Origin of the sequence: Streptomyces longwoodensis (assembly GCF_001514125.1) — a bacterium.
Lineage (GTDB): Bacteria > Actinomycetota > Actinomycetes > Streptomycetales > Streptomycetaceae > Streptomyces > Streptomyces longwoodensis.
The window spans coordinates 273,232-284,933 of sequence record NZ_KQ948552.1 but is presented as its reverse complement, the minus strand read 5'-3'; the positions used below and the strand labels follow the sequence as shown (position 1 = coordinate 284,933).

Genomic DNA, 11,702 nt, shown 5'->3' with positions numbered 1-11,702 from the left:
ACGTGTCGCTGCGCCCCGCCGGAAAGTTCTGGCGGGGCGCACAGCCGTTCGCGACGGGCACTCAGTACGGGGCCATCACCAAGTCGCCGATCACCGACAGCCCGACCTGCGCGGCCAGCCACGGCGCACGTTCGGCTTCGACCTGCTTGACGTGGACGAATACCGTGTGATCGGTCGCGGGTTCCTCCAACTCGAGATCGTGAGCATGCACGCACAACGTCACGAACGCCCCCCTGGCCCCCCCGATGTCCAAGCCCACCTCAGGAGCGGCGGGCCAGCCCATGAAGTCCCACCGCACCGTGGCAGGGCTATCGCCCAACGCTTCTAGGAAAGCTCCCACGCTCTTCGGTGACCTGGCCCAGCTCTTCAACCGGATGGGTAGGTGCGCCGCCGGTTCGTCGCCTTTCGCCGACGAGCCATCCCCCTCACCTTCGGCCCACCACTCTGCGTTCGGCAACAACTTCAGCAGCGATGACAGGGTTTGCGCCGAGGAGATTCGAACCTCGTAATCGACTTCGAGCCCCTCGAGATCGGCGATGTTGAGCAACCGTTCGACAATTCGCAATGCTTCCGGAAGTTCGGCCGTTCTGAGGATGGGCTGCGCATATGAGTTGGACATGGCGACCATTCTGCCACTTGCTGGCACGTCGCAGCCCACAGAGGTTTTCAGCCGCAGGATAGTGAGGATGTCGTAGCGTCGGTGGTCCGACAGGATATGGAGCGGCCCGTGTACACGACGCTGAACGAAGGCGTCTGCCTCACGTGCGCCGACGACCTCATGTGGGCCTCGGACTTTGACACGCGCTCTGACGTACGTCATGGCCACCGGCCTGACCTTGCGCTGTCCCGGGACGGCCGGACGGTTTGGGTCTACGGACCGGATGCGATGGCGGGCCGGTGCATCGACGAGGACGGGGCCGGGGGCGAGCACTCCCTGGACAAGGCGACGACGGCCGTTCGGCACGAGAGCTGCACGGTTCCGCTTGTCTGCCCTGCCGCAGCCGCGTTCCGCCGGGGTGCGGAGCCTGCTCGGATGAGGTGGCTTGACCGGGTCGGCGTCACTCCGATGGCGGTCCCGGCCACGCCATGAGGTTCGCGAGCAGTCCGCCTGTTCCACGGCGTCGTCCAGCGCGTGGTGCGTGTGGCGTCGGCCGGGCAGTACTTCCTTCGGCATCGAGCCGCCCGTCGGCCGACGGCGCTGCCGCCCGACTCCCTAGGGGGTGTCCGCCCCGGCCGCCGGGCGTCCGAGCCGCAGGTTCCAGCGGCCGGCCCGGCCGCTGAGCTCCGTCACCGTGAGGGGCGGCACGTCGAGCCGCCAGAAGACCGCCGCGGGCAGGTCCAGCGCCACGGTGACCGCCGCCCGCACCACGTCCGGCTCGACCACGGCCACCACACGCCCCTCGACGGCCGCCGCCCCCGCCAGCCACCGCGCGACCCTCGCGCACAGGGCCTCGACGGACTCACCCCCGTGCGGTGCGCTGCCCGGGTCGCCGAGCCAGCGGGCCACGGCCTCCGGCTCGGCCGCCGCCACCTGCTCCAGCGTGCGGCCCCGCCAGCGGCCCACGTCCAGCCCGTCCAACTCCGGCGCGTCGTCCCCGTCGAGGCCCAGCGCGGCCGCCGTCTGCCGGCAGCGCGCACTCGGGGACACGACCACGCGCGCGGCCCCCGGCAGCGCCCCGGCGGCCTCCCGGGCACGGGCCGCGCCGCCCTCATCGATCGGGCCCCCGTCGTAGAACCGGGCCCGCCGCAACGACGGGCTCATGGCGGGCGAGACGAAGCTGACGCGACTGGTCACGTGGCTGCTCCTGCGGTCGGTGGGTCATCGGCGCGGACGGCTCCCGCGTACGGTACGTACTCCCACGGCGGGAACCGGCCGCGCGGCCGCCACTCGGTCGACACGGCGGCGTCGGTCGGCCCGGGCGGACGGTGGTCCGCGTTCCCGGGGAGCGGGGTCGGGTGCGGGGGCGCCCGTCGCGCGATGCGTGACGTGATCGGGTACTCAGGGACGATGGACCATGACGCGACCGACCCCTTCGTGCGTGTGCGCGGCGCCGGGGAGAACAACCTGCGGAACATCGACGTGGACGTTCCGCGGGACGCCATGGTCGCCTTCACCGGCGTCTCCGGCTCGGGCAAGTCCTCGCTCGCGTTCGGCACGCTCTACGCGGAGGCCCAGCGGCGCTACTTCGAGTCCGTGGCACCGTACGCGCGACGGCTGTTGCAGCAGGTCGGCGCACCGCACGTGCAGGAGATCACCGGACTGCCACCCGCCGTGGCCCTGCAGCAGCGGCGCGGCGCGCCCAGCTCGCGCTCGACGGTCGGCACCCTCACCACGCTGTCCAACCTGCTGCGCATGCTGTACTCCCGCGCCGGCACCTACCCGCCCGGGGCCGCACGGCTGGAGGCCGAGTCGTTCTCGCCCAACACCGCGGCCGGCGCCTGCCCTGAGTGCCACGGACTGGGCGTCGTGCACGACGTCGCCGAGGACCTGCTCGTCCCGGACCCCTCGCTGAGCATCCGCGAGGGGGCGATCGCCGCCTGGCCGGGCGCCTGGCAGGGCGCCAACCTGCGCAGCGTCGTGAGCGGCCTGGGGATCGACGTCGACCGGCCGTGGCGCCGGCTCAGGAAGAAGGACCGGGACTGGCTGCTGTACACGGACGAACAGCCCTCGGTGTACGTCGAGCCGGAGGAGGGCCGCGTCGACCACGGCTACCAGGGCACGTTCTGGAGCGCCCGCAAGCACGTCATGCACGTCCTCGCCGACTCCAAGAGCGAGAGGATGCGCGAACGGGCGCTCCGGTTCGTCAGGAGCGTGCCCTGCCCCGTCTGTCACGGCAGCGGACTGCGACCCGAGGCTCTCGCCGTGACCTTCGCCGGACGCTCCATCGCCGAGGTCAACGCGATGCCGCTCACCGAGGTCGTGACGCTGCTGCGGCCCGTGGCGGGGCGGTCCGAGGCCGACGCCACCACGTCGACCGCCCGCTCCGGGGAGACCACCGAGGTCGCGGTCCGGATCTGCGGCGACCTGGTCGCGCGGGTCGAGGTGCTGCTCGGCCTGGGCCTCGGCTACCTGAGCCTCGGGCGCCGCTCGACGACCCTGTCGCCGGGCGAGGCGCAGCGCCTGCGGATCGCCACCCAGCTGCGCTCGGGACTGTTCGGCGTCGTCTACGTCCTCGACGAACCCTCCGCCGGCCTGCACCCGGCCGACGCGGAACCGCTGCTGGAGGTGCTGGACCGCCTCAAGGCGGCGGGCAACTCGCTGTTCGTCGTGGAGCACGACATGGACGTCGTACGGCGGGCGGACTGGGTGGTCGACATCGGCCCCGGGGCGGGCGAGGGCGGCGGACGCGTGCTGTACAGCGGCCCGGTCGCCGGTCTCGAGCAGGTCGGGGAGTCGGCCACCGGCCGGTACCTGTTCGGGCGCGCCGAGCCGCTCGACCACCGCCCGCGCACCCCGCACGGCTGGCTGCACCTGCGCGGCGTGTCCCGCCACAACCTGCACGACGTGTCCGTCGACGTACCGCTCCGCGTCCTGACGGCCGTGACGGGCGTGTCCGGTTCGGGGAAGTCGACGCTGGTGACGCAGGTGCTCGCCGAGGTCGTCCGCGGCCACCTGGGGCTCGTGCCCGAGGAGCCCGACGAGGCGCGACTGGAGGTCGACGTCCAGGACGCGTCGGGCGTCGAGTCGTTCGACCGGCTGGTCCTCGTCGACCAACGGCCCATCGGCCGGACTCCCCGGTCCAACCTGGCCACGTACACCGGGATGTTCGACGCGGTGCGCAAGCTGTACGCGGCGACGGACGAGGCCAGGGCGCGCGGCTACTCGGCCGGGCGGTTCTCCTTCAACGTGCCCGAGGGGCGCTGCGAGACCTGCCAGGGCGAAGGGTTCGTCGCGGTGGAACTGCTGTTCCTGCCCGGCACTTACGCGCCGTGCCCGACGTGCGGCGGCGCCCGGTACAACGCCGAGACGCTGGAGGTCACGTACCGCGGCAAGAACATCGCTGACGTCCTGGCGCTGTCCGTCGACTCCGCCGCCGAGTTCCTGTCCGCCGTCCCGGCCGCCGCCCGCAGCCTGCAGACGTTGCGGGAGGTGGGGCTCGGGTACCTCAGGCTGGGCCAGCCCGCGACGGAACTCAGCGGCGGTGAGGCGCAACGCATCAAACTGGCCACCGAACTGCAGCGGGCCCGCCGCGGGCACGCCCTCTACCTGCTCGACGAGCCGACGGCGGGCCTGCACCCCGCGGACACCGCGCTGCTGCTGCGCCAGCTGCACCGGCTCGTCGACGCCGGCAACACGGTCGTCCTCGTCGAGCACGACCTGGACACGATCGCCACCGCCGACTGGGTCGTCGACCTCGGTCCGGGCGGCGGCGACGCGGGCGGGCGGGTCGTCGCGGCGGGCGCACCGGCCGAGGTGGCGAAAGCCCGCCACAGCGCCACCGCGCCCTACCTCGCGGCCCGGCTGGCCCGCTCCTGACCACCGGCCCGAGGGGCCGGGAGGCGGGCTGCCGGCCCGGTGCACGGGCCGCCCGCGCCGCCCTGCCCCGGTGTACATTGATGGCCGCCCTTGACCCGCAGAAGCAGGCAGGGAGCCGTCCTCCAGGAGACCAACATGCTGCGCACCATGTTCAAGTCCAAGATCCACCGCGCCACCGTCACCCAGGCCGACCTGCACTACGTGGGATCGGTGACGATCGACGCCGATCTCCTCGACGCCGCCGACCTGTTGCCCGGCGAGCTCGTGCACATCGTCGACATCACCAACGGCGCCCGCCTCGAGACGTACGTCATCGAGGGGGAGCGCGGTTCCGGTGTGATCGGGATCAACGGGGCCGCCGCCCACCTCGTCCACCCCGGCGACCTGGTGATCATCATCAGTTACGCTCAGGTCACCGACGCCGAGGCGCGGGCGCTGACGCCCCGGGTGGTGCACGTGGACCGGGACAACCGGATCGTCGCGCTCGGCGCCGACCCCTCCGAGCCGGTGCCCGGCACCGACCAGGAGCGCAGCCCGCAGGCCGTGCCGGCCTGACCGACGCACGAGGAGCGTGCCATGAGCGACATCGAGATCCGCGACGACCGGGCCGGCGGCCGCCTCGAGGCCCTGGGCGAGGGCGGTGAAGTCGTCGGTCACATCGAGTACTTCGTGCTCGACGCGCCGCGCACGGCCCTCGTCCCGGTGCACACCATCGTCGAGCCCGCCCACGAGGGCAAGGGCATCGCCGGCTCCCTCGCCCGCGAGCTCTACGCGATCGCGGCCCGCGAGGGCGTCGCCGTCGCGCCCCTGTGCCCGTACGTCGTCAAGTGGGCCGCCCGGCACCCCGACGAGGCCCCCGCGGCCGACCCCGAGCTGCTGCGCGCCGCCAAGGACTCGCCGCTGCTCTCCCGCTGACACGGCACGGGCCCCGCGGCCGGTCGGCACACGCCGACCGGCCGTACCGGTTCCCGTAGTTGAGCCGGGTGTCGTCAACTTCATCCAGTCTCCCCTTGTCAAGATGCCGCCGCCTCCGTTATACGAAGAGGCGAAGGACTGGCAGACGACCCGTACGTGACCCGTACGTGAAGGGAGACCCGGGCCATGCTCGCGCGCAACGGCGCACCAGGCGACCTCGATCGGCTCACCCAGGACCTCGCGCAGGTCACCGACGCGGCCGGCACCGTCATCCCGGCGGACGCCTGGCGCGACGACGAGGCGCTGTACCTCCAGTTCGACCTGCCCGGCATGGACCGCGCCGGCATCGAGCTGATCACCGAGCGGGACACCCTCACCCTGACCGCCGAGCGGCCGTCCCCGATCCCGGCCGGCGCCCGGCCCGTGCTCACCGAGCGGCCCACCGGCCGCTTCACCCGCCGGCTGACCCTCTTCGACGCCCTGGACACCGCCTCCGCCGAAGCCGCCTACGACAACGGCGTCCTCACCCTGCGCATCCCGCTGGCCGCCCAGGCCAAGCCCCGCAGGATCGCCATCTCGGGCGGCACCCCCGGGATCCCCGGCGGCCCGGCCAGGCAGCTGCCTGCGCCAAGCGGACCACGCTCGGCCCCCGCAGGGTGACTGCCCGCACGTGCGCCGGGTAGGCGGGGGAGTGATCCAGAGTCACCGTCCGCCGACCGGCTGGAGGACACCATGACCGACCCGTACCCCGACCCGGTGCAGCCGCCCCCGACGCCCGGACCCGGCCCCGCGGAGCCGTTCCCGGACCCGGTGCCCACGCCGCAGCCGCCCGGCCCCGGCCCCGAGCCGACGCCGCAGCCCCCGGGTCCCGGCCCGCAGCCCACGCCGCAGCCACCGGGCCCGGGCCCGGTGCCGGATCCGGCCCCGTCGCCGATCCCGCCGGGCCCCGAACCGGTCCCCAGCCCGGAGCCGGGCCCGCCGCTCTCCTGACCCGCGGCGGACCGGCACCGGTCACACAGCACAGCCCATACAGCACAGCGGTGGGCGTCGACCGGCGACGCCCACCGCACAACTGCCAGGGCAGCAGCCCCCGTTCAGGCCGTCAGGCCGACACCTCCGAGCGGTCCCCGCCCCACAGCGTGTGGAACGCCCCGTCCTGGTCCACCCTCCGGTACGTGTGCGCCCCGAAGAAGTCCCGCTGCCCCTGGGTGAGCGCGGCGGGCAACCGCTCCGCGCGCAGCGCGTCGTAGTACGCCAGCGCCGCCGAGAAGCCCGGCGTCGGCACGCCCTGCCGGGTCGCGGCGACGATCACCTCGCGCCAGTCGTCCTGCGCCCCGGCGATCTCCTGCGCGAACGTCTCGTCCGACAACAGGCTCGGCAGGTCGGCCCGCGCGTCGTAGGCCGCGCGGATCCGGTCCAGGAACGCCGCCCGGATGATGCAGCCGCCGCGCCAGATCGAGGAGACCGCCCCGAGGGCGATGTCCCAGCCGTACTCCTCGCTCCCGGCGGCGATCTCGTGGAAGCCCTGGGTGTACGACACGATCTTCGAGGCGTACAGCGCCTGCTCCACCCGGTCGGCGAACACGGCCGCCTCCGACTCGGGCAACGGGGACGCCTTCGGCCCGGTGAGACCCCGCGAGGCCTCCCGCAGCGCCGCGTGCCCGGACAACGACCGCGCGAACACCGCCTCCGCGATGCCCGACACCGGCACCCCGAGGTCGAGGGCGATCTGGACGGTCCAGCGGCCGGTGCCCTTCTGCTCGGCCTGGTCCACGACCACGTCCACGAACGGCCCGTCCGTCGCCGCGTCCACGTGCGACAGCACCTCGGCGGTGATCTCGATCAGGTAGGAGTCCAGCCGCCCGGTGTTCCAGGTGCGGAAGATGTCCGCGATCTGCGCGGGGGAGTACCCGGCCACGTCGCGCAGCAGCTGGTACGCCTCGCCGATCAGCTGCATGTCGGCGTACTCGATGCCGTTGTGGACCATCTTCACGAAGTGCCCGGCGCCGTCCGGCCCGACGTGCGTGACGCAGGGCGCGCCGTCCGACGCCTTCGCGGAGATCTTCTCCAGCATCGGGCCCAGCGACTCGTACGACTCCGCCGAGCCGCCCGGCATGATGCTGGGTCCGTTCAGCGCGCCCTCCTCGCCGCCGGAGATGCCGGTGCCGACGAAGTGGATGCCCTGCTCGCGCAGCTCGCGCTCGCGCCGGCGGGTGTCCGCGAAGTGGGCGTTGCCCCCGTCGATGATCATGTCGCCGGGCTCCAGGAGCGGGGCGAACTCCTGGATCACCGCGTCCGTCGGCTCGCCCGCCTTGACCATGATCACCAGGCGGCGGGGGCGCTCCAGCGCCGCCACGAACTCCTTGGCGGTCTCGGCCGCGACGAAGTCGCCCTCGTGTCCGAACTCCTCCACCAGCGCGTGGGTGCGCGCCGCCGTCCGGTTGTGCAGCGCCACCGTGTAGCCGTTGCGCGCGAAGTTACGGGCGAGGTTGCGGCCCATGACCGCGAGGCCCGTGACGCCGATCTGCGCTGATGTGCTCATACCGCCTGCTCCTCGAACAATCGTCAATCGTGCGGGGGTGGTGCCGGTCGTGCTCGCCAGTATGGTCCTCCGACCATGCTGACGTGCCGGTACGCCGCCCGCACATCCGGTCCGACGCGGGTGAGTACGTACGAACGGGCGTCCCCGCCTCACCTGACCGGCCGCCGGTTCGCGCCCCCGTTCGCTACCCGGGGACCGCCCTGTCACCACCGTTCCGGCCAACCAGCGACGCTTTACGGCCACTTGGCACGTGACGCGGCCGATTGACGCCTTGTCCCCGCCTGTTCGCAGCGCTTACTTTTGCCGCTCCTGACGCCTGCCAAGGGGGCACGGACATGGCCGTACGCGGCCGGCACCGCCGGTACCAGCCGAACCGGATCAACAGAGCTTCGCTCACCGTCACCGCGGGCGGCGCCGGCATGGCGCTCCCGCTCATCGGATCCGGCGTGGCACACGCGGCCGACGTGAACACCTGGAACAAGGTGGCGGCCTGCGAGTCGAGCAACAACTGGCACACCAACACCGGCAACGGCTACTACGGCGGGCTGCAGTTCACCCAGTCGACCTGGGAGGCCTACGGCGGCCTGACGTACGCCCACCGCGCCGACCTGGCCACCAAGGACCAGCAGATCGCGATCGCGGAGAAGGTGCTGGACGGACAGGGCCCCGGCGCCTGGCCGGCGTGCTCCCCGCGGGCCGGACTCACCCGGGGCGGCGCGTCGCCCGACGTCCACCCGGCGGGCCGGACCACCACCGGCGCCCACCCGGCGAGCCGGGCCACCACCGACGTACGGGACGTCCAGCCGCAGGCCACGCCCCAGTCCCGGGCCGGCAAGACCGCCATGTACACGGTGGTCCGGGGCGACACGCTCTCCGGGATCGCCGGCGAACAGCGGGTCGACGGCGGCTGGCAGCGGCTCTACGCGGCCAACCGGACCACCATCGGCGCCGATCCGGACCTGATCCTGCCCGGGCAGCGGCTTTCCCTCTCCGGCCGGGCCGCCACCACGGCGCCCCACCGGACCGAGCGGACCCAGCCGAGGACCGCGCCGAGGAAGACCGAGCCCCACAAGAGCGCGCCGAGGAAGACCGAGCAGCGGACGGCGCCGAAGAAGTCCGAGCACCGCACCGCCGCCCGCACCTCCGGTGCCACGCTGGTCGCCCCCGTCGACGCCGCGACCGGCACCCCGTACCACGCCAGTGGCTCCTCCTGGTCGAAGGGCTACCACACCGGGGTCGACTTCCCCGTGCCCACCGGCACCTCCGTCAAGGCGGTGCGCGCGGGCCTGGTGGTGAGCGCCGGCTGGGGCGGTTCGTTCGGCTACCAGGTGGTGATCCGGCACGTCGACGGCCACTACTCGCAGTACGCGCACCTGTCCGCGATCTCGGTGCGCTCGGGCCAGTCGGTCGACACCGGCCAGCGCATAGGCCGGTCGGGCTCCACCGGCAACAGCACGGGCCCGCACCTGCACTTCGAGGTGCGGACCGGGCCCGGCTTCGGTTCGGACGTCGACCCGGTGGGCTACCTCCGGGCCGGCGGCGTCAGGATCTGACCCGCGTGCGGTGCCGGTCCACGACCGGCATCGGCACGTACGGGCCGCCGTAGAACGGCCCGAACAGCGGTGTCGGCACGTCGCGGTCCTCCTGCGGGGCGGACCGCGGGGCCGGCACCCGCACCTCCGCCGCCGCCGGCTGCTCCGGCAGCACGTCCAGCAGCTCGGCGGCGGGGATCACCGCGGCGACCGGCTCGGCGACGCCCGAGGGGTGCACCGCCCCGGCGACCGCGACCGCGCCCGTCGGCTCGCCCTCCGGGGACGGGGACGGCTCCGGCCGGACGGCCGTCGTCGCTCGCGTGCCCGCTTCCGTCTCCGTGTGGCCGATGCGCTCCGTCGTCAGCAGGATCAGACCGCCCCCCGCCACCACCGCGCAGCTCAGCGCCAGCGCCGTGCCGGTGGTGCCGTAGCGGAACGTCTCGCCGAACATCGTGATGCCCACGACCGCCGCGACCACCGGGTTGACCACGGTGAGCGTGGCCAGCGGGGCGGCCAGCCCGGCGTCCTTGTACGAGGCCTGCGACAGCAGCACGCCCGCGGTCGCGAACACGCCGATCACGGCGAGGCTCGGCAGGTCGGACGGCGTCACGCCGCCGCTCCAGTCCACGGCGACCGTCTTGGTGAACACGGACGACATGCCGAAGGCGATGCCGGAGCCGGTCGCCAGCAGCACGCTGCGCACCGCGGGGTGCCGGTGCGCGGCCCGCCCGGCCACCATCAGCGCGACGACCGCGCCACCGGTGACGAGCGCGACGAACACCCGCTGGGCGCCGCTCAGCGACTGCGCGTCGGAGGCGCCGACCAGGGACAGCAGCCCGGCCAGGCCCACGGTCGCCATGATCGCGCCCCGCCAGGCGGTCGCGCCCGCCCTGCGGCGCACGAACAGCGCCGCCATGGGCAGCGCGAACACGATGGTCAGGGCGCCCAGCGGCTGGACGAGGCTGAGGGGGCCGTAGGCGAGCGCCACCACGTGCAGCAGTCCGCCGAGACCGTTCAGCGCGAGGGCCGCCCACCAGCCCGGCCGGCGCAGCGGCGCGTACTGGCCGTCGGGCGACGACACCGCGACCTGCTCCTGGACGATCGCTCCGGCGGCGTAGGCGACCGCGGAGACGAGCGACAGGAGCACGGACAACGCGAGGGCGCTCATGAGCTGCTCCTCTGCGTGAGGCCGGGGCCCGGGGCCCGGCGCGGCGAACGGTCGTCATCCATGACCAACACGATGCCCTGCCGATCCTGTTCCCGTCGTCGTCCCTGAGCACTCAATGGGTCCTACTGCCGATGGAGTACGGCGCACCGCCCCTCATCCCCAGGGCGGGTGCCGACGTCACCCGCCCACTGATCCACACCCGGGGACCCCCTAGGTAATCGCCCCGACACCCCTTGGTAGGACTGCACGTCGTGGACCTCGACCCCGCTCCCGACCGCGACCCCGCGCCCGCCCTTGACGGCGACCCCGCGCCCGCCCTCGACGCCGACCTCGCCGCGCTCCGTCCGCTCGGCGGCTTCTTCGTGCTGCGGGTCGCCGCGCGGCCACCCCGGCCGCTCCCCACGCTCGCCGACGCCTACGCGGACCGCGCCCCGGACGGTCCCGACCCCCTGGCCGCCCGTGTCCGCAAGGTCGCGGCCGGGACCGGGGCGCCCGAGGAGCGCGTCGCGGCCTCCGTGGCCCACCTGGGACTCGCCGCCCGGCTCGCGGCGGTCGCCCTCGGCTGCGCCGCGCTGCACGGCGCCGTACCGGATCTCGCGCCCGGCCTGCTGCGGTGGGACCCCGAGGCGACGGCCCCCGACGACCTGTGGCTGACGGACGTACGCCCCCGGCCCGCCGACCTCATCGGCGAGGTGCTGCTAGAGGGACACCTCCTGCCGCTGGCGCGGGTCCTGGCGGCCCGTCACCGCTTGGCCCCGGGCCTGCTGCGGGGCAACGCGGCCTCGGCGGTCGCGGGCGCGGCCGGCCAGCTCGACCGCTGGGCGCGCGACCGCGGGCGCCCGGACGTGGCCCGGCGCACCGCCACCGCCGCCGAACGCCTGTTCGCTCACCCGTACCTCTCCGGTACCGGCACCTTCACCGGGCCGGCCTTCCGCCGGCGCAGCTGCTGCCTCTACTACCGTGTGCCCGCGGGCGGCGTCTGCGGTGACTGTTGCTTCACACGACCGCCGCGCTCTTCCCCACGGGCCCCGTCTGGGTGACCATGGAGATCCGGCCACGACGATCACG

The 11,702-nt window shown here is 73.7% G+C and carries 10 protein-coding genes; 6 read left to right on the top strand and 4 right to left on the bottom strand.

All coding sequences use genetic code 11. The features are described 5' to 3' along the window. Positions 1–61 precede the first annotated feature (61 nt). Together AQJ30_RS13785 and AQJ30_RS13775 are read right to left on the bottom strand one after the other, a co-directional pair. Positions 62–619 carry a hypothetical protein gene (locus tag AQJ30_RS13785; RefSeq protein WP_245726916.1) on the bottom strand — a complete coding sequence of 186 codons (558 nt, stop codon included), beginning with the start codon at positions 617–619 and terminating at the stop codon, positions 62–64. A gap of 594 nt (positions 620–1,213) precedes the next feature. Then, positions 1,214–1,795, bottom strand: a complete 582-nt coding sequence (locus AQJ30_RS13775) for a histidine phosphatase family protein (protein ID WP_067233192.1) — start codon at positions 1,793–1,795, stop codon at positions 1,214–1,216. A gap of 213 nt (positions 1,796–2,008) precedes the next feature. Here AQJ30_RS13775 and uvrA point away from each other — a divergent pair, with 213 nt between their 5' ends. The 4 genes from uvrA to AQJ30_RS13755 all read left to right on the top strand — a co-directional run bounded on the left by uvrA (position 2,009) and on the right by AQJ30_RS13755 (position 6,052). Then, positions 2,009–4,477, top strand: a complete 2,469-nt coding sequence (gene uvrA, locus AQJ30_RS13770) for an excinuclease ABC subunit UvrA (RefSeq protein ID WP_067233190.1) — start codon at positions 2,009–2,011, stop codon at positions 4,475–4,477. 135 nt (positions 4,478–4,612) lie between these two features. Next, on the top strand, positions 4,613–5,032 hold the full coding sequence (gene panD / locus AQJ30_RS13765) for an aspartate 1-decarboxylase (RefSeq protein ID WP_067233189.1): 420 nt from the start codon (positions 4,613–4,615) through the stop codon (positions 5,030–5,032). Between the two features lie 21 nt (positions 5,033–5,053). After that, positions 5,054–5,392 (top strand): GNAT family N-acetyltransferase, encoded by a 339-nt coding sequence (locus AQJ30_RS13760; protein WP_067233187.1) that lies wholly within the window; start codon positions 5,054–5,056, stop codon positions 5,390–5,392. Positions 5,393–5,578: 186 nt separating this feature from the next. Continuing rightward, on the top strand, positions 5,579–6,052 hold the full coding sequence (locus tag AQJ30_RS13755) for an Hsp20/alpha crystallin family protein (protein WP_067233186.1): 474 nt from the start codon (positions 5,579–5,581) through the stop codon (positions 6,050–6,052). Between the two features lie 442 nt (positions 6,053–6,494). Here the strand turns inward: AQJ30_RS13755 and gndA are convergent, their stop codons facing one another. Further along, the gene (gndA, locus tag AQJ30_RS13745) at positions 6,495–7,934 is read right to left on the bottom strand and encodes an NADP-dependent phosphogluconate dehydrogenase (RefSeq protein WP_067233183.1); all 1,440 of its coding nucleotides are present in this window, start codon (positions 7,932–7,934) and stop codon (positions 6,495–6,497) included. A 335-nt stretch (positions 7,935–8,269) separates the two neighbouring features. On the opposite strand from gndA, the gene AQJ30_RS13740 reads away from it, so the two are divergent. Further along, complete coding sequence (locus AQJ30_RS13740) at positions 8,270–9,487, top strand: transglycosylase family protein (RefSeq protein WP_067233181.1); 1,218 nt, start codon at positions 8,270–8,272, stop codon at positions 9,485–9,487. Here AQJ30_RS13740 and AQJ30_RS13735 read toward each other — a convergent pair. Beyond that, positions 9,477–10,634: a DMT family transporter gene (locus tag AQJ30_RS13735; protein WP_067233179.1), complete on the bottom strand. Its 1,158-nt coding sequence runs from the start codon at positions 10,632–10,634 to the stop codon at positions 9,477–9,479. The genes AQJ30_RS13740 and AQJ30_RS13735 overlap by 11 nt on opposite strands. A 251-nt stretch (positions 10,635–10,885) precedes the next feature. Here AQJ30_RS13735 and AQJ30_RS13730 point away from each other — a divergent pair, with 251 nt between their 5' ends. After that, the gene (locus AQJ30_RS13730) at positions 10,886–11,674 is read left to right on the top strand and encodes a (2Fe-2S)-binding protein (RefSeq protein ID WP_079084015.1); all 789 of its coding nucleotides are present in this window, start codon (positions 10,886–10,888) and stop codon (positions 11,672–11,674) included. Positions 11,675–11,702: the final 28 nt, after the last annotated feature.

Coding starts and splice junctions, on each gene's coding strand:
- AQJ30_RS13785 (WP_245726916.1), bottom strand. CDS start 619: ATGTCCAACTCATATGCGCAGCCCATCCTCAGAACGGCCGAACTTCCG.
- uvrA (WP_067233190.1), top strand. CDS start 2,009: ATGGACCATGACGCGACCGACCCCTTCGTGCGTGTGCGCGGCGCCGGG.
- panD (WP_067233189.1), top strand. CDS start 4,613: ATGCTGCGCACCATGTTCAAGTCCAAGATCCACCGCGCCACCGTCACC.
- AQJ30_RS13760 (WP_067233187.1), top strand. CDS start 5,054: ATGAGCGACATCGAGATCCGCGACGACCGGGCCGGCGGCCGCCTCGAG.
- AQJ30_RS13755 (WP_067233186.1), top strand. CDS start 5,579: ATGCTCGCGCGCAACGGCGCACCAGGCGACCTCGATCGGCTCACCCAG.
- gndA (WP_067233183.1), bottom strand. CDS start 7,934: ATGAGCACATCAGCGCAGATCGGCGTCACGGGCCTCGCGGTCATGGGC.
- AQJ30_RS13740 (WP_067233181.1), top strand. CDS start 8,270: ATGGCCGTACGCGGCCGGCACCGCCGGTACCAGCCGAACCGGATCAAC.
- AQJ30_RS13735 (WP_067233179.1), bottom strand. CDS start 10,634: ATGAGCGCCCTCGCGTTGTCCGTGCTCCTGTCGCTCGTCTCCGCGGTC.